This is a genomic window from Enterobacter sp. T1-1 (genome assembly GCF_000710795.1).
Taxonomy (GTDB): Bacteria; Pseudomonadota; Gammaproteobacteria; order Enterobacterales; family Enterobacteriaceae; genus Enterobacter; species Enterobacter cloacae.
This window is the reverse complement of record NZ_JALW01000080.1, coordinates 69,281-88,175: the sequence shown is the minus strand read 5'-3', so window position 1 is coordinate 88,175 and position 18,895 is coordinate 69,281. Positions and strand designations below refer to the sequence as shown.

The window sequence follows — 18,895 nt, the reverse complement described above, 5'->3', positions numbered from 1 at the left end:
CGCACTGCCGACCGTCACCATTAATACCGTGGCGGGCGACAACGTGATTAACGCGGCGGAAGTGGCGGCAGGCCAGACCATCAGCGGCAGCGTGGCGAATGCCGAAGCGGGCAACACCGTAACCGTGACGATTGGCGGCAACAGCTACACCGCGACGGTGCAGAGCGATCTGAGCTGGTCCGTGAGCGTGCCGGAGTCGGTCCTGACCGCGCTGGGCAACGGCGATTTAACGGTATCAGCGACCGTCACCAACGGCCACGGCAACACCGGTACGGGCGAACGTGACATCACCATCGACGCCAACCTGCCGGGTCTGCGTGTGGACACCGTGGCGGGCGACGATGTGATCAATAGCATCGAACATGGTCAGAACCTGATTGTCACCGGCTCCAGCGACGGGCTGGCGGCGGGCACAACGCTCACCGTGACCCTGAATGGCAAAACCTATGCGGCTTCCGTGCTGGCAGAGGGTACCTGGAGCGCGGCGATCCCGGCTGCAGACGTCGGGGCGCTGGCTGCTGGTACGGTCACCGTCACCGTTGCAGGCCAGAGCGCAGCAGGCAACCCGGTGACCATCAGCCATGACGTCACGGTCGATCTGACCGCGGTCGCTATCAGCATTGACACCATCGCCACCGACGACGTGATTAACGCGGCGGAGAAAGGAGCGGATCTGGTGCTCTCCGGTAGCACCAGCAACGTGGAAGAAAACCAGACCGTTACCGTCACCTTTGGCGGCAACTCTTATACCGCCACCGTCGATGCCGACGGCAACTGGACCGCCACCGTACCGTCCGCGGATCTCGCGGGCCTGAAAGACGGCGATGCCAGCGTGCAGGTGAGCGTCACCAACGCGCACGGCAACAGTGCGTCCGCAGGGCGTGAGTACAGCGTAGATGCCACCGCGCCAGGCGTCACCATTGATACGGTTGCTGGCGATAACGTTATTAACGGCAGCGAAGCATCCGCTGGTGTGACTGTCTCCGGCACGACCACGGCAGAAGCCGGGCAGACGGTTACCGTGACGCTGGGCGGCAACAGCTATACCGCCCAGGTACAACCGGATGGCACCTGGAGCGTCAACGTACCTTCCGCCGATCTGTCCGCACTGGCTGATGATGGCTATACGGTGCAGGTGAGCGTTAGCGATACGGCGGGTAACCCGGGCAGCGCGAGCAAGGCGATTACGCTGGATACCACACCGCCGACCGTCAGCTTTAACGTGGTGGCGGGCGATGATGTCATCAACAGCGTGGAACATGCGCAGGCGCAGATCGTCAGCGGCACGTCCACCGGCGCGAACGTAGGCGATAAGGTCGTCATCACCTTGGGTTCAAACCAGTACACCACCACCGTTGATGCCAGCGGTAACTGGAGCGTGGGCGTACCGGCGAGCGTGATTTCTGCGCTCAATGACGGCACCGTGACCCTCAGCGCAACCATCACCGACAGCGCGGGCAACAGCAGCACCCAGACCCACGACGTGGTGGTCAATACCGCCTCCGTGGCGCTGACGGTTAATACCCTCAGCGGCGATGACGTAATCAACGCAGCAGAAGCCGCTACGTCTCTGGTGATTAACGGCTCCAGTGCCCAGTTTGCCAGCGGCACGGTGGTGACCGTGACCCTGAACGGCAAGAGCTATACGGCCACCATTCAGAGCGACGGCAGCTGGAGCACCACCGTACCGGCAGCCGATGTGGGTGCGCTGGCCGATGGCGCGAACTATCAGGTAGCGGTTTCTGCGCAGGACAGCGCGGGCAACAGCGCTTCGGCAACGCACAGCATCAGCGTGGACACCACTGCGCCGGTGGTGAGCATTGCAACGCTGTCGGGCGATGACGTGCTGAACGCAGCGGAAGCGCAGCAGCCGCTGACCGTGCACGGCTCCTCCAGTGCAGAGGCGGGCCAGACCGTCACCGTTACGCTGGGTGGCAAAACTTATACCGCCACTGTGGCAAACGACGGCACCTGGACGCTCGACGTTCCTGCCGCCGACCTGGCTGCCCTGAACGACGGCGCGCTGACGGTGACCGCCTCGGTTAACGACAAAGCCGGGAATAACGGCCAGACCACGCACACCTTAACGGTAGACACCACGGCGCCGACCGTGACCATCAGCACCGTCGCCGATGACGATATCGTCAACAACGCCGAGCAGCTGGCGGGCCAGACCATCAGCGGCACCACCACGGCGGAGCAGGGGCAGACGGTCACCGTCTCCTTCAACGGGCACAGCTACCAGGCGACCGTCGCGGCGGACGGGGCGTGGTCGGTCTTCGTGCCGGGCCGCGACTTCCTTGGCCTGACCGACGGGGAGTACACCATTACCGCCTCGGTGAGCGATAAGGCGGGCAACCCGGGCAGCGCCACGCACGACGTGACGCTGAACGGCGATGTACCGACGATCGTTATTAACACTTTTGCCCAGGACGACATCGTCAGCGCCGCCGAACACGGTACGCCGCTGGTGATCAGCGGTACTACCGACGCGCCAGCGGGCCAGACGGTGACGGTGACCCTGAACGGCAAGTCCTATACGACCACCGTGCAGAATGACGGCAGCTGGAGCTATACGCTCGGCAGCGCAGATGTTTCCGCGCTGGCAGACGGCGGCGCGTATGTCATTAACGCGCAGGTGAGCAACACCATCGGCAACAGCGCCAGCGACAACCACACCGTTACCGTGGATCTGACTGCGCCGTCGATGGGGATCAGCATTGATTCCCTGCAAAACGACACCGGTCTGAGCGCGAGTGATTTCATCACCAACGACAGCCAGATTATCATCAACGGTTCCCTGACCGCGCAGCTCGGCAACAACGAGAAGGCGCAGATCAGCCTGGACGGCGGGGCCACGTGGAGTGATCTGAGCGTCACCGGCACGACCTGGCGCTACACCGATAGCCGCACTCTGACGGACGATACGTACCAGTACCAGGTGCGGGTGATCGATAACGCGGGCAACGTGGGGGCAACGGACAGCCAGGACGTGGTGATTGATCTGACCGCGCCTGTGGCAACGAGCATTACGGTTGACTCCATCTCCCAGGATACCGGTCTGTCCGACAGCGACTTTATTACCAGCGATACGCAGATCAGCCTGAAAGGAACGCTGGGCGCGGCGCTGGGCAGCGGTGACCACGTTCAGATCAGCCTCGACGGCGGCCAGAACTGGACCGACGTCAGTGTCAGCGGTTTGAGCTGGACCTATGTGGATGGCCGTACGCTGGCCGACGGGGATTACAACTACCAGCTGCGCGTCATTGATGATGCGGGGAATATCAGCGCTACCGTAAGCCAGGTAGTGACCATCGATACCGTTGTGCCGGACGCCAGCAAAACGATCGCCATCGACAGCATCAGCGATGACACCGGCCTGAGCAGCAGCGACTTTATCACCAGCGATACCTCGCTGACGCTGCACGGCTCGCTCGGCGCGACGCTGGCCGACGGGGAATATGCCCAGATCAGTATCGACGGCGGCGTAACCTGGCAGAACGTGATTGTCACTGGCAACAACTGGTACTACGTGGATGGCCGCACGCTGGCTAACCAGACCTACGACTACTACGTTCGCGTGGTGGATGCCGCGGGTAACGTGGGTGCCAGTGCCCATCAGCAGGTTACCGTTGACACGGTGGCCCCGGATGCGGCGATTACGGTGAGCGTGGATAACATCACCGTGGATACCGGCTTCGACAATAACGACTTCCTGACCAGCTCGACATCCTACACCCTGCACGGCACGCTCGGTGCTGAACTGGGGGCGGGTGAGTACGTTCAGGTGAGCATGGATGGCGGCACCACCTGGGTCTACGCCACCGTGAGCGGCACGCAGTGGAGCTATAACGACACCCGCACGCTGACCGACGATAGCTACAGTTACCAGGTACGTGTTGTCGACCAGGCGGGGAACGTCGGGGCTACCACGTCGCAGGTGGTAACGGTGGATACGCAGGCGCCGCAGTACGGCGTCACTATCGACAGCATCAGCGACGATACCGGACAGTCCGGCAGTGATTTCATCACCATGGACACCACGCTGACCATTAACGGTTCGCTCGGTAGCGCGCTGGCAGGCGACGAGCGCGTGCAGATCAGCCTCGACGGCGGAAATACGTGGGTTGACACCACGGTCACCAACCAGCGCTGGAGCTACACCGATACCCGCGATCTGGATGACGGGAATTACACCTACCAGGTGCGGATTATCGACCAGGCGGGTAACGTTGGCTCCACCGCGTCGCAGGTGGTGACGGTCGATACTACGCCGCCAACCACCGTGGGTACCGTGGTGAGCTACACCGACGGTGAAGGCGAGCGTCAGGGCACTTACGGTACGTCGGTGGCGACGGATGATACCTCACCGCTGATCAACGGCACGCTGAACCGCGCCCCGGACGACGGCGAAATTGTGCAGCTCTATCGCGACGGCATTCTGCTTGGTCAGGTAACCATGAACGGCAGCGCCAGCTGGTCCTTCCAGGACAACGGCCTGAGCGATGGCAACCACACCTACATAGTGCGCGTCACCGATAAAGCCGGTAACTACACGGAATCGGACGGGTTTGTGCTGAACGTCGATACCAGCGTACCGACCACCACGGCGGCAATTACCGCCCAGACTACCTCCGATACCACGCCGATTGTCAGCGGTACGGTATCCGCAGACCTGGTGAACGGTGAATACCTGGTGGTGACGGTGAACGGGAAAACCTACACCTCCCAGACCGGCGGTGCGGTCGTGGTCGATCCGGATCACAACACCTGGTATCTGCAGATCCCGGACAGCGATGCGCTGGGCGTGGCGAGCTATAACGTCACCGCTCAGGTGAAGAGCAGCGCGGGCAACGGCAATACCACCGGTATTGCCAACGGCAGCCTGGTGATTGATACCACCACCGTGAATACCGACTGGGCGACCACGGCGGGTAACCTGAACAACTCGACCATGACCGTCGGCACGAACAGCAGCGGCCTGTGGAATATCATTGCTAACGGCCAGTCTTACTCCAGCAGCGATAGCTCGACCTATGCCGGCAATACGCTGAGCAACACCCGTGGCTATTACGTGGTGAGCCAGACCGCCGCCGACTTTGACCGTAACGGCACGCAGGATATCTTCGCGACGGAGAACACCTACGCAGGCTCTACACAGGTCATGTGGACCTACGATGGCAGCACCTATAACGCCAGCCAGCTGGCGATGGGAACCACCATCTGGTACGGCGGCGTGGTGGCGTACGACAAAAACGGGGATGGTTATCTGGATCTGGCGTACGGCGATGCGGGTATGGACTCATTGACCTATCTGGTGAACAACAATGGCGTCCTGTCGCCGGATGGCACCGGCGGTGAAGGTGGGTTCTACGGTCAGTTTGACTCTGGACGTGAAATCTCCGGCGTCGACCTGAACAACGACGGCACCGTAGACATTGTGCAGCACACCAACCGCAGCAGTGCGTACTCGTTAACGGTGATTAATAACAACGGTAACGGCACGCTCTCCATCGGCCAGAACCTGACCAACGTGTTTGTCGCGAACGCCTCGAATACCACCACGGCAGCCTCCATGACGTGGGCGGACTTCAACGGCGATGGCTACATGGATCTGTACCTGGGCAGCAGCTACAACAACACCGGCGGGGTGATCTACTACAACAACGGTGCAGGGCAGCTGTCCACGACCAAGAGCGCGGTAGAAGCCTCTAACGCCACGGCGGGGTATCTGTCGGTGGCGGTGGACTGGAACGGTGACGGGCAGATGGACATCATCAAGCTCAGCACCTACGGCGCGTCACAAACCGCGACCCTGTTCACCAATAACGGTTACGGTTCCACCTGGACCTCGAGCCAGCTGGCGTCTGGGCTTGCCAACGTCACCGGTGTGGCTGCGGTGGATTACAACTGGGATGGCGCACAGGATCTGCTGGTGTCGCAGCAAAACGGCAAGGTGGTGCTGGTGCAAAACAGCAAAACCATTGCCGACGGCACCGCGATGCACCTGCACATTGTCGACAGTGAGGGTATCAACGCTTACTACGGCAACACGGTCAATCTGTATAACGCCGCGGGTGTGCTGGTGGCCTCGCAGATCATCAACGCCCAGTCCGGTATCGGCTCGAACGATACCTCTGCGCTGGTGAGTTTCTACGGGCTGGATCCGAATGAGACCTACTCGGCCGAGATCGTCAAGATCACTAACGGCGTGTCGGATAACGTCACCTGGAGCGGCCTGGAGGCGGGCAACGGTAAGGAGGGCTACGTGCTCACTGCCGAAGCGGCCACCGGCGGCCACAGCGGAACGATTACCGGCACCGGGTATAACGACACCTTTATCGCAGAGGATGGCACCTATACCTATAACGGTTCCGGCGGCTGGAATACCCATTCCGACTATGACACCTGGAGCAACACCGGTGGGATGGACGTGGTGGATTACCGTAACGCAACGTCCGGCATTACCGTTGATTTACGTCTCTCCACGGCGCAGGACACCGGGTTTGGCACCACACGGTTGTTGAACATTGAAGGGATCAACGGCTCGGACTTCGACGATGTCATTACCGGCAACAGCGGTGATAACCAGTTCGAAGGCCGGGGCGGAAACGACACCTTCAATATCGGCAGCGGCGGCCACGACACGTTGCTCTATAAGCTCATCAACGCGTCGGATGCCACGGGTGGTAACGGTCACGATGTGGTGAACGGCTTTACCGTCGGCACCTGGGAAGGCACGGCGGATACGGACCGTATCGACCTGCGCGATCTGCTCTCCGACAGCGGCTATACCGGCACGGGCTCGGCGAGCTATGTGAATGGGGTGGCAACGCTGGACAGCAGCGCGGGGAACATCACCGATTACATCCGCGTGGTGCAAAACGGCAGCAATACCGAAATCCAGGTTGATCTCGACGGTACGGGCGGTCAGTTCTCGCCTACCACGCTGGTGACCCTGAACGGCGTCCAGACGGATCTGGCGACGCTGCTGGCCAATCATCAACTGTTAATTGCGTAAAACCCTGCCGCGGGGAGCGATCCCCGCGGCCTTTTGCGTTTCTTTAGACGACTTGCGTTAACCCGGAGATTATGAAGACACATCCACAGTACGAACCCTGGTTGCAGGGCATGCTCATCATCGCGAAGCACTATCGGTTGGATTTTTCGGCGGAGCATGTTCGGGTCACGATTAACCATGAAAGCCAGTCCCCGCGCCAGCTGGTGCTGGAGGAGATGGCGCGCCAGCTTGGGCTTGGGATGCGTAAGGTGGAAGCAGACGCCGTCTCCCTCGACCCGTGGCGTTTACCGCTGCTGGCGGAGTTCACTGGCGGACAGATCGCGGTTATTAACCGCATGGACAACGACGGCAACGTCAGCCTGCAGTTCAGCGGCGATGGCGGGCTGGAGACAACATTAACGCGGGAAGCGCTCGGCGCACGGCTGAAAACGCTGCTGGTATTGCGCCCGCTCGAATCCACGCCGGATGCCCGCGTGGATGATTACATCAAACCCTATGAGAAAAACTGGTTCTGGCAGCTGGCGCTGAAAGACTGGCGACGCTACAGCGACATCATGCTGGTGGCGCTGGTCGCGAACGTGCTGGCGCTCTCCGGCATGGTCTTCTCCATGCAGGTGTACGACAGGGTGGTGCCGTCGCAGTCTGAAGCCACGCTGTGGGTACTGTTTGGCGGCGTCATGCTCGCCATCGTGTTCGAATTCATTATGCGTATGCTGCGCGTGCATATTTCGGATGTGGTAGGTAAGCGAGCGGATCTGCGGATCTCCGAGCGGGTGTTTGCTCACGCGCTGCGGATCAAAAACGGCGCCCGCGCTAAATCGACCGGGTCGTTCATCGCCCAGATCCGCGAGCTGGAGTCGGTGCGCGAGCTGATTACCTCCACCACCATTGCGGCGATTTCCGATCTGCCGTTCTTCCTGCTGTTTGTGTTCATTCTGTGGATGATTGGCGGTCCGCTGGTGCTGGTGGTTCTGCTTGCCGTGCCGCTGCTGCTGATCCCGGGCCTGCTGGTACAGCGCCCGCTGGGAAAACTCTCCAGCGAAGGGATGCGCGAATCCGCTATTCGTAACGCCACCCTGGTGGAGGCGGTGCAGGGCATTGAGGACATCAAGCTGATGCGCGCCGAACAGCGTTTTCAGAATCAGTGGAACAACACCAACGATGTGGCGGCCACCGTTGGAATGAAACAGCGCTGGCTGACCGGGCTGCTCCTGACCTGGACGCAGGAGGTACAGTCCATAGTTTACGCGGTAGTGTTGCTGGTGGGGTGCTATCTGGTCATCAGCGGCGACATGACCACCGGTGCGCTGGTGGGGACCTCGATTCTGGCCTCGCGCACCATCGCGCCGCTCTCACAGATTTCGGGCGTGCTGTCCCGCTGGCAGTCGGCGAAGGTGGCGAGAAAGGGTCTGGACGACCTGATGCAGCGCCCGATTGACGATCCTCAGCAGGGTAAAAAGGTGCATAAAGCCCATCTGCGCGGGAACTATACCCTCGACGACGTGGGATTCTGGTACGACGACGAGGAAAAACTGACCGTGCTGCACATCAGCAAATTGCAGATCCGCGCCGGCGAACGGGTGGCGGTGCTGGGGCGCAACGGCTCCGGCAAAAGTACATTGCTGCAGCTTCTGGCCGGGATGCAGGAACCGCAGCAGGGAAGCATTCTGCTGGATGATATTGCCTTAAATCATCTCGACACCGCCGATGTGCGCCGGGATATGCAGCTGCTCAGCCAGCAGGCGCGGCTGTTCTTTGGCTCTGTGCGCGACAATATCCTGATGGGCAACCCGCTTGCCACCGACGAGGAGATCCATCAGGCGCTGGTTAACAGCGGTGCGCTGGAGTTCGTGCGTAAGCAGAAAATGGGGCTGAACTACCTCATCAATGAAGGGGGGGCCGGGTTATCCGGCGGCCAGCGACAGGCGCTGTTGCTGGCGCGCGCCCTGATCACGTCGCCCAATATTCTTCTGCTGGACGAGCCTACCGCCTGGCTGGATGAGATGAGCGAAAAGCAGTTCATTCAGCACTTACAGCAATGGCTGGGCAAGCGCCGGACGCTGGTGGTGGCAACACACCGGCTGCCGATTCTGGATCTGGTTGACCGCATCATCGTGCTGGAAAACGGCAAAGTGGTGATGGATGGCCCGCGCGACGCGATCCTGCGTCAGCACGGTATGGCGCCGCAAAAGGCAGCGCAGCGTACCGTGACCATGAAACCGGCGGCCGTGGCCGAGGAGGGAATGGCATGAATGATCTATCCCGCTATAACAGCCGCCTGAAAGAACCGCGCCTGCCGCGCTCAACGTGGGTGGCCTGGTCGCTGTTCGCACTGCTTGCGGCGTTTATCGCCTGGGCGAGTCTGTTCCAGCTTGATGAAGTCACCACCGGCAACGGCAAAGTGATCCCGTCTTCTCACGAGCAGGTCATTCAGTCGCTGGAGGGGGGCATTATCCATAGCCTGCTGGTGCGCGAAGGTGACATCGTTGAACGTGGGCAGCGGCTGGCTCAGCTTGACCGCACCAAGACAGAATCCAGCGTGCTGGAGAGTGAGTCTCGTCTGAATGCCGCGCTGGCCACGGCTGCGCGCCTGAAAGCGGAAGTGAACGACACGGAACTGACGTTTCCGCAAGAGCTGGATGACGACGTTGAACTGGTCAAACAGGAAACGGCGCTCTTCCAGTCCCGTCGCGAAAGCCTGGAAAAAGGGCTGGCCGGTTTACGGCAGGGGGCTGAACTGGTCCAGCGCGAGCTGTCGTTAACCCGTCCGCTGGTCACTCAGGGGGCGGCGAGCAAGGTGGAGGTGTTACGTCTGGAGCGGCAAAAAAACGAGCTTGAGAACAAAATCACCGAAATGAAAAACCAGTATTACGTGCGCGCCCGTGAAGAGCTGGCGAAAGCGAATGCGGAGATCGAAGCCCAGCGCTCGGTCATGAAAGGACGCGAGGATTCCCTGACCCGTTTGACCTTCAACGCGCCGGTGCGCGGGATTGTGAAGGACATCGACGTCACCACCGTCGGCGGGGTGATCCCGCCCAATGGGAAACTGATGAGCCTGGTGCCTCTTGACGATCAGATGGTGGTTGAAGCGAAAATTTCACCGCGTGATGTGGCGTTTATCCACCCCGGACAGAAAGCGCTGGTGAAAATCACCGCCTATGACTACTCGATTTATGGTGGACTGACGGGTGAGGTGACCATGATTTCACCTGATACCCTTCAGGATGAGGTCAAAAGAGACGTGTACTACTACCGCGTCTATATCCGTACTGACAGTAACCACCTGACAAATAAACAGGGCAAGGAATTTCCGGTGTTTCCGGGGATGATTGCGACGGTGGATATTAAAACGGGCAGTAAATCCATTCTGGATTATCTGCTGAAACCACTCAATAAGGCGAAAGAGGCGTTGCGGGAACGCTGACGAACAGAAAAGGGCGCTCGGGAAACCGAACGCCCCAGGATTATACCGGGGAGGTTACGTCACCCCCCTGGCGTCGCTCCTTCGGAACCACGTTGATGTAATGCGTGACATAGGCAAAATATAACCCGGCATAATTTTCGACGAGCTGCATAAATGCAGGATAAATGGTCATGCGGCCATCCCCTCTGTCTTTAAGATAACCTGCCTCTTGCGCGGATTTAATTATGCGCGCCACGTGGATACGTGAGACAAAAAACGCTTTCGCCAGCGTGCCGGGCGAATAATCAATTATCGCGCCATGTGCGGTTTTGTTTTTAATGGCCTGCAAATATAAATACAGCATAATCATTCGCCCTCCATCCTTATCAATAAATAACCCCACTTCCGGTAACACGGCTTTGAAGGTTAATCCGCGAAACAGATACTCAGCCGCCCGGCGGAAAAAGTTATTTCTCAGAATGTCGTTATCTAACAGGTTAAGGTCGATGTTAAATGTCGGGTAAAGAATACTGACAGGTATAAATGCGCCGCTCATGTAACGTTTTAGTTCATCCAGTCCTTTTTGCGTGGGGGCGATGCGCGTCTTGCGGCGATCCTCCATACAGCGCCAGGTCTTAATCCGCCCGGTAGTTCTCAGTAAGGTGATGATAGCAATAACGCTGTTGGGACTGGCGATTTTGTATCGCGAACATAATGCTTTTATCTCTGAAACAGATTCGGCCTGATTGCCGAATATAAAACAACACATGGCAAGAATAATATTGAATCGTGATTCCTGGAGCATTGTTTTGTAGAACAAGGGTTGTTTTTTATAGATGCTGTCATTGATTTTGTAGTGTTCTATTATTGCCTCGCTAAACCGCGGGTTGTTCTTAATAACATCCCTTCGATGTAGCAAGGCCCTGGATGAGATATGATTATCCATAGCATTTTCTCTTTTTGAGCAAGCCGACGTAATGAAGTGTCCAGACTTCTTTTTCGGAATTTTCATTATACCTTGCGGGGAAAACATTTTCCGTCGTTATTTGCAAAGATTGTTATATTTGCACAGCATATGGATCCAGGCGGTGATTAACGCAAAGATGTTGCAGGGCGAGACGTTGATAACGGTTTATTAACCTACGGGGGTAAGATAAAATTAACCTGTTACGCAGGTTATATGCAGGCTTGTGACATTTCCGCATGTTTTTAGTCTCGATGTGCTGGTCATTATTGACCAGGGCAACGGTGTTTTTGTACCCAGGAGCGCATTATGATTCAAAACAATTCTCACAATAATCATGATTGTCATGCACAGGAATTTGTTATTTCAGCCTGCAGTTTTACGTTCCAGGGGTACCGTCTGTTACTGAAAGAGCAGGGAGGGTTGGCGTCACAGGTGCGTTTTGAGGATGACGTCGCAAATCGGGAAGATGTCTACACTATTATCAAAAATCAGGACGCTAAAATTACGGTCTTTCTCGGGGAAGAGATCGTGGATCTTTTGCAGAGCCTCAGGCACCTTGCCGATCTTCTTAACACGCTTCCCGTCATCCGCCCGGTCACTCTGTATGGCAATATACCTGACAGTTGGCTGTACGGGACCTTGCGTAGTTTATTGAATAACAATCAAAAATTATCTCTGATCCGCATCGCCAACAGCGGCGATATTATTGCGCGTGTCCAGAAAAAAAACGACGCATGCAGGGACAGATCTCGTTCATTGCAGGATCATCATGCGGACTGTAGCTTTAAAGACCGTCAAAAAGGGCTCACAAACAGAGAACTTGATGTCTTATTAAATTTCTACCGGGGCATGTCGGTAAATAAACAGTGCAAAAAATTTGGGCTGACAAATAAAACGGTATATACACATCGCAAGGCCGGTTTAAGAAAGCTGCAATTAATCCAGTTGTGGTATAAAAATTCTCAGGGTTTTTCTGCACCAGGGAGTGGGGAACGGCAGGGAAAAATAGAATCACTGTCCAGTACTGAGGTGGATGTCTTTAATGCGCTGCTTAAAAGGGAGATATTTCCTGCGTATCAAATAATCACCGATGAAAATAAAAAAGGTGTTGGGTTTGAGATTTTATTACGCTGGAACAAGAACGGTAAAATTATCAAGCCTGCCCATTTTCTTGCCGGGGTGAAAAATCGTGAGCTATGGTTGAATATCACGGCGCTGGTGCTGCATGCCGCTGTTTCTGGCATCAACAAATATAACGGGAAATATTATTTTTCGGTGAATATACCGCCGGGACTCGCGGCCGGAAATGCCTTGCCCGAGATGGCCAAAAAAGCCATCAAGATGCTGCTGAAACCCCAGTGGGCCGGGAACCTGGTCTTTGAATTTGCTGAAGATATTGATGTGACCAAAGATAAAACCATCCCAGAAACCATGCGTCGCCTGCGCAGTACGGGGTGTCGGTTATTCCTGGATGATTGCTTCTCCAGCCATCAAACCATGTTTCCGGTGAGGCAGGTTCATTTTGATGGTTTAAAGCTTGACCGGGATATTGTCGGAAAGTTTGTCGCTAATGACAATGATTACAAGCTTATCAAAGCGATTCAGATATACAGTGATATGACCGGCAGCGAATGTATTGCAGAGGGGGTGGATAGCGAAGAGAAATTTGAAAAGCTGGTGGCGTTAGGCGTAAAAAGTTTCCAGGGATATTATCTTTCCCGCGCCGTGAAAGAGGAGGAGTTAGATCGAATGGTAAGATTGTTTAGCTAATAAAAATAAGGCCCCGAGGGGCCTGAGATTATTTACGGCCGAGTAACAGGCCCAGAACAATACCCACTGCACCTGCCGCAATCAGGCCGGTTAACGGGTTATTTCTGACTGCCTCAGTGACATCAGAAACGGCATCACTGGCCTGCGCAGCATATTTTCGTGCCGCCCCTTTCACCTGATGTTTAGGGGAGTCAACGAATTCACCAAACTGCTGCTGAGCAGAGCCCGTCAGTTCGTCGAGTTTATTTTTGGCTTTATCACCAGCATACTGTGCGTTTTTATCAGCGTCGAAATCAGACATTGTTACCTCCTTTTGTGGATAATTAAAGGATAGCCGCTATTTCAACATCTGAGAGCGGTAATGCGGATTCTGGCGCGTTTTAGGATATGTCTCCCTTCGCACCGCCTTACTCGTCAGACTCGTCTTTGCCGTAAAATAGTTTGCCAATTTTGATGAGAGGACGCCCCTGAGACTTGCGGTGAAGGTTGCTGTCACGCAGGGAATATACGCACCCGCAGTACTCCTGCTGATAGAACTGTTCGCGCTTGCTGATCTCAATCATCCGCGACGATCCGCCTTGTTTGCGCCAGTTATAATCCCAGTAGACCATGCCCGGATAGTGGGCTGCCGCGCGCTGACCACAGTCGTTGATCTGCTGCATATTCTTCCAGCGCGAGATGCCAAGGGAGCTGCTGATCACACTGAAACCATTTTCCGCCGCGTATAACGCCGTGCGTTCGAAACGCATATCGAAACACATGGTGCAGCGGATCCCACGCTCAGGCTCCCATTCCATCCCTTTTGCGCGTTCAAACCAGTTGTCCGTATCGTAATCCGCATCAACAAAGGGCACGCCGTGTTTTTCCGCAAAACGAATATTCTCTTCCTTACGGATGAGGTACTCCTTTTGCGGGTGGATATTGGGGTTATAGAAGAAGATGGTGTAATCAATGCCCGAGGCCTGAATGGCCTCCATTACCTCGCCGGAGCAGGGCGCGCAGCAGGAGTGCAGCAGCAGTTTGTCAGCGCCGTTTGGCAGGGTAAGTTGAGGACGAATGAAGGGGGCTGTGCTCATGGTATTCAACAATATGTTAATGAAATTTATGGAATTGTAGCATAGATCCCGCACAGCCGGGATCTCTGCACAGCGCGCGCCGTTTACCCGGCAAATTTCAGCAGCGCTTCTCCATCCAGGCGATAGCGCACCCACTCGGACTGCGGGAGCGCGCCAATGCTCAGGTAGAAGTCGATTGCCGGCTGGTTCCAGTCCAGTACGCTCCATTCCAGACGACCGCACTGGCGTTTTACGGCGAGCTGCGCGATATGTTTCAGCAAGGCTCTTCCCGCGCCTTTACCGCGATAATCCGGGGATACATACAGGTCTTCCATATAGATACCGTTGCGGCCAAGCCAGGTTGAATAGCTGGTGAAGAACACGGCATAGCCAGCGATCTTACCTTCATACTCCGCGATCAGCGCTTCGGTTTTACTGTCTGCGCCAAAGAGGGTTTCGCGGATCTCGTCCGGCGTGGTGATCACTTCTTCCGGTGCTTTTTCATAGACCGCCAGCTCATAAATCATGGCGTAAATAGCCGCCGCATCCTCGGGGCGGGCCTGACGAATAGTAATGCTCATGGTATTTCCTGCATGTTTTGCGATTGATGGCGCTAAGCATACGGAGTATTGTCCGAAGAATTAAGTGCAATGAAATCAACGAATGATGAATATTATGCATCCGGCCCTGAGACGCCTTGATTTAAACCTGCTGCCCGTTTTCGACGCCATTTACCGTCACCGTTCGGTTCGCCTGGCCGCCGATGAGTTAGCGATGAGCACATCGGCACTGAGCCATGCGCTGTCACGTTTGCGAACGACGCTGAATGATCCGCTATTTTTCCGGGAAGGGCATCGCATGTCACCCAGCGTGTATGCCACACAGCTCGCGCCGTCCATTGCTTCTGCTTTGTCGTTTCTTAATCATGAGCTTACCCCGCAGCCGGAGTTTGAAGCGGCCAAAAGTAGCGAGAGCCTGCACATTGCGATTACGGATTTTACCGCGCTTTGCATATTCCCGGCCCTGATGCACACGTTGCAGGATGCCGCGCCGGGTTTGCGTTTTGAGCTGCGCTATCTGCCACACAGCCCGGCGCTGACGGAGCTGCTGGCAGGCGAAGTGGATCTGGCGCTCGGTTTCAGCACGGCGGAGGAGATCCGCCATCCTGAACTGGAGGAGATAAGCTGGTTTGAAGATGAGTATGTGGTCATTAGCAACGCAAGCCGGACGCGTCTGACGCTGGAGGATTATCTCGCGGCCCGCCATCTGGTTGTCACCCCCTGGAATGAGAAGCAGGGCGTGCTGGATTTACGCCTGGAGGAGTTGGGCTATACCCGGCACATTGCGATCAAAACCCCGTCAATGCTCAGCGCACCGTTTATCGTTGCGCAAAGCGATCTGCTGATGGCCATTCCCCGGTATGCAGCCGAAAAGCTGAAGGCGGCAGTGAATATCAACATTTTTACCTTACCGTTCTCCATTCAAAAATTTGACGTGAAAATTTACTCCCATAAACGCAGCGGTCAGCGGGGCGCAACCCGCTGGCTGAAAGAAGAGTTGCAAAAATTAGCAATAGAAGTGAAAGCCGGTTAAGCGCAGCGCCAGTCGGCAGAAAGGGGCATGTCGTTGCGCGACTGCAATGACCGGTATCATCAGGAGACTGAAATGAAATCAGATGTTAGTTTTTTACTCAATAAAATCATTGAGTTGCTTGTTTCATGTAATGAAAGTGTTTGGTCAAAGAAACTCATCTATTTTCGCGAACAGCTGGACTCTGATTATGAGCAGGCCTTGTTAGGTATCAGGTCTATTTTCGCAGGGGCAGGATCCTTTAACGACTTAATACTGCAAAATAACGGCAAAATGCTGCGAGAAGAGAACAACGCGCTTAATAGGTTACAAGATGAGCTATACAGCTTAACGAAAGCAGAGATCTCCGCGCGTAACATTTAAAGTTTAGTTAAAAGATGTGGTAGAAGACCTCTGCCACCAGTTTGAATAAAAGCATAAATAATACCAAACCAAATGATTAATAACGTATGTTATCGGAGATATGGCCTCGCGCCTGCCGCAAGTCATTGGCAGGCGCGCGGGGGCCGTAACTGATAGGGTTTCAGTTAGTATCTCAGTAAAATAAATGTTAAGCATGCGGTCCCTGTAACAGGGGGCAGCGGATCCAAAAGCTAACTTATTAAATGATTAGCTATCGCGGGGCACTCTTATTATCAAAGGGGTTGTCTCAAATCCGTGTGGGCATTTGCGCGCATTGCAATGCTCAGCGTATGAGCAGTCTTCAGAATCCAGGTTTTTATTAAAAGGACAGGCCATTTTGTTTTTTATTTCGTCCCACAGGTTCTCATTGTATGGCGAGACGTTATAAAGGGATATTTGGTTGAACACCCCATTTACAAAAATTCCATTTTTTGTTGTATGTATTCTGTCTCCGGGCAAAAGATAGATGTCACTCTCGTACCAAATTATTAATCTTAATAATTTCAAACCAACAATGTGCGAATAAACGATTCCAGTGTTTGGGCAAATGACAGAACTTAATACTCGCCACGACATCATACTCTTCTCCATAAGATATTTTTACCTGGATTTAGGTTTAGCACGTGATTAGACATCAATCAATGTTGTAACTCATTGATATTGATCGTTATTTTAAGGTGTTGTGATTTTTCTCTATATATAACAATGGTTTGCGCAATATGGTGTAGATAATTATTTTGAATTATATATCTTACATCAAAGAGGAGTGGTTTGATTTTGACCGTTTACAGGTTCTGAACGCAAAAAAATAAGATTTCGTAGAAGCCTTTATTATTAAGGAAAATTTAATCATGGCGGAAACCATTTCATTTCAACCTGTTACCAGGTTTAAGGTTTAGAAGGTTTTTTGAATTATTATCAATGCTGCTTATCGATTCCAGCGAATAAAGGGTACTGGTGACGCTTTTTTTTGGCTTAGCCATAGAAAATGGCTTAATTCGAATGTAGAGGCCAGCATTTCAAAGAGAAATTATTCAGAATTACTTATGTATGATAATGCGATTCAAGAGCCTGATAACCCTATGAAAGCTGTTGTTTACACAATGTTGCTTTAAAGGGTACCATACCCCCCTATAGTATCAGGAGGCCGTATGCCGCACTCACCCGAAGATAAAAAACGTATCCTCACTCGCGTTCGTCGCATTCGGGGCCAGGTTGATGCCCTTGAACGCGCGCTGCAGTCGGGCGACCCCTGTCTGGCCATCCTGCAGCAAATTGCCGCCGTGCGCGGCGCTGCCAATGGCCTGATGGGCGAAATGGTTGAAATTCACCTCAAAGATGAGCTGGTAACGGGGGAAACCACGCCGGATCAGCGAGCCGTGCGCATGGCAGAAGTCGGCCATTTGCTGCGCGCTTATCTAAAATAAACCCACACACCACACAATAAGGGAAGACACTATGAAATCTCGCGCAGCCGTCGCATTTGGCCCTGGCCAGCCGCTCAAAATCGTTGAAATTGACGTTGCACCGCCGAAGAAGGGCGAAGTGCTGATCAAAATTACCCATACCGGGGTGTGCCATACCGATGCCTTTACGCTGTCGGGCGACGATCCGGAAGGCGTTTTCCCGGCGGTGCTCGGCCATGAAGGAGGCGGTGTGGTGGTGGAAGTGGGCGAAGGCGTGACCAGCCTGAAGCCGGGCGACCACGTGATCCCGCTGTACACCGCAGAATGCGGCGAGTGTAAGTTCTGTAAATCCGGTAAGACCAACCTCTGCCAGGCGGTTCGCGCCACCCAGGGCAAGGGGCTGATGCCGGACGGTACCACCCGTTTCTCCTATAACGGCGAGCCGGTTTACCACTACATGGGCACCAGCACCTTCAGTGAATACACCGTTTGCGCGGAGATCTCACTGGCAAAGGTGAACCCGCAGGCGCCGCTGGATAAAGTCTGTCTGCTGGGCTGCGGCGTCACCACCGGGATTGGGGCAGTACACAACACGGCGAAAGTGAAAGAGGGCGACACCGTGGCGGTGTTCGGTCTTGGCGGGATTGGTCTGGCGGTGATTCAGGGCGCGGTCCAGGCGAAGGCCGGGCGGATCATCGCGGTGGATACCAACCCGGAGAAATTCAAACTGGCGGGTGAAATGGGCGCGACCGATTTCGTGAACCCGAAAGATCACGAAAAACCGATTCAGGAGGTCATTGTTGAGATGACCGACGGCGGCGTGGACTTTAGCTTCGAATGTATTGGTAACGTGAACGTGATGCGTTCTGCGCTTGAATGCTGCCACAAAGGCTGGGGCGAGAGCATTATCATCGGCGTGGCCGGTGCGGGCCAGGAGATCAAAACCCGTCCGTTCCAGCTGGTAACCGGGCGCGTATGGCGTGGCTCAGCGTTCGGCGGCGTGAAAGGGCGCACGCAGCTGCCGGGGATGGTTGAAGATGCGATGGCCGGGAAAATCCAGCTTGATCCATTCATTACCCACCGTTTACCGCTGGAGCAGATCAACGAGGCGTTCGATCTGATGCATGAAGGTAAATCCATTCGTACCGTTATTCATTTCGGCGACAAGTAACTCTTACGCCAGCGGTTTTTCGCCGCTGGCGTTTCTTTAATAATCTTCTCTAAAGTGTGACCAGTGCGGCGTTTTTAGCCGTAATCTAAATCTCAGCCGTGCCGATGACT

At 55.2% G+C, this 18,895-nt stretch carries 13 protein-coding genes; 8 read left to right on the top strand and 5 right to left on the bottom strand.

The features are described from left to right. The 3 genes from AK59_RS0121675 to AK59_RS0121665 all read left to right on the top strand — a co-directional run. The coding region (locus tag AK59_RS0121675; RefSeq protein ID WP_029883815.1) for a beta strand repeat-containing protein at positions 1–7,021 on the top strand (7,021 nt) is incomplete at its 5' end. A 71-nt stretch (positions 7,022–7,092) separates the two neighbouring features. Next, a complete protein-coding gene (locus tag AK59_RS0121670) occupies positions 7,093–9,273 on the top strand; it encodes a type I secretion system permease/ATPase (RefSeq protein ID WP_029883814.1) in 2,181 nt (726 codons plus the stop codon). Further along, positions 9,270–10,445, top strand: coding sequence for an HlyD family type I secretion periplasmic adaptor subunit (locus AK59_RS0121665; protein ID WP_013096690.1), 1,176 nt, complete (start codon positions 9,270–9,272; stop codon positions 10,443–10,445). The genes AK59_RS0121670 and AK59_RS0121665 overlap by 4 nt, the downstream gene beginning before the upstream one ends. 40 nt (positions 10,446–10,485) lie before the next feature. Here AK59_RS0121665 and AK59_RS0121660 read toward each other — a convergent pair whose 3' ends face one another. After that, entirely contained in the window at positions 10,486–11,370 is an 885-nt protein-coding gene (locus AK59_RS0121660) for a hypothetical protein (RefSeq protein ID WP_013096689.1), read from the bottom strand. A gap of 327 nt (positions 11,371–11,697) precedes the next feature. On the opposite strand from AK59_RS0121660, the gene AK59_RS0121655 reads away from it, so the two are divergent. Next, on the top strand, positions 11,698–13,161 hold the full coding sequence (locus AK59_RS0121655; protein ID WP_029883813.1) for an EAL domain-containing protein: 1,464 nt from the start codon (positions 11,698–11,700) through the stop codon (positions 13,159–13,161). A gap of 28 nt (positions 13,162–13,189) precedes the next feature. On the opposite strand, the gene AK59_RS0121650 is transcribed toward AK59_RS0121655, so the two are convergent. The 3 genes from AK59_RS0121650 to AK59_RS0121640 form a co-directional block, all read right to left on the bottom strand. After that, positions 13,190–13,462 (bottom strand): DUF883 family protein, encoded by a 273-nt coding sequence (locus AK59_RS0121650; protein WP_013096686.1) that lies wholly within the window; start codon positions 13,460–13,462, stop codon positions 13,190–13,192. A gap of 106 nt (positions 13,463–13,568) precedes the next feature. Further along, on the bottom strand, positions 13,569–14,237 hold the full coding sequence (locus tag AK59_RS0121645; protein WP_020688571.1) for an epoxyqueuosine reductase QueH: 669 nt from the start codon (positions 14,235–14,237) through the stop codon (positions 13,569–13,571). An 83-nt stretch (positions 14,238–14,320) separates the two neighbouring features. Further along, positions 14,321–14,797 (bottom strand): GNAT family N-acetyltransferase, encoded by a 477-nt coding sequence (locus AK59_RS0121640; RefSeq protein ID WP_029883812.1) that lies wholly within the window; start codon positions 14,795–14,797, stop codon positions 14,321–14,323. Positions 14,798–14,879: 82 nt separating this feature from the next. Here AK59_RS0121640 and AK59_RS0121635 point away from each other — a divergent pair, with 82 nt between their 5' ends. Then, positions 14,880–15,809: a LysR family transcriptional regulator gene (locus AK59_RS0121635; RefSeq protein ID WP_029883811.1), complete on the top strand. Its 930-nt coding sequence runs from the start codon at positions 14,880–14,882 to the stop codon at positions 15,807–15,809. Between the two features lie 72 nt (positions 15,810–15,881). Then, the gene (locus tag AK59_RS0121630) at positions 15,882–16,169 is read left to right on the top strand and encodes a DUF6966 domain-containing protein (RefSeq protein WP_029883810.1); all 288 of its coding nucleotides are present in this window, start codon (positions 15,882–15,884) and stop codon (positions 16,167–16,169) included. Between the two features lie 246 nt (positions 16,170–16,415). On the opposite strand, the gene iraM is transcribed toward AK59_RS0121630, so the two are convergent. Next, positions 16,416–16,784 carry an anti-adapter protein IraM gene (gene iraM / locus AK59_RS1000000124690; protein ID WP_071843286.1) on the bottom strand — a complete coding sequence of 123 codons (369 nt, stop codon included), beginning with the start codon at positions 16,782–16,784 and terminating at the stop codon, positions 16,416–16,418. Positions 16,785–17,359: 575 nt separating this feature from the next. Between iraM and AK59_RS0121625 the strand changes: the two genes are divergently transcribed. Together AK59_RS0121625 and AK59_RS0121620 are read left to right on the top strand one after the other, a co-directional pair. Beyond that, entirely contained in the window at positions 17,360–17,635 is a 276-nt protein-coding gene (locus AK59_RS0121625) for a metal/formaldehyde-sensitive transcriptional repressor (RefSeq protein WP_029883809.1), read from the top strand. 31 nt (positions 17,636–17,666) lie between these two features. Continuing rightward, positions 17,667–18,785 (top strand): S-(hydroxymethyl)glutathione dehydrogenase/class III alcohol dehydrogenase, encoded by a 1,119-nt coding sequence (locus AK59_RS0121620; RefSeq protein WP_023619503.1) that lies wholly within the window; start codon positions 17,667–17,669, stop codon positions 18,783–18,785. Positions 18,786–18,895: the final 110 nt, after the last annotated feature.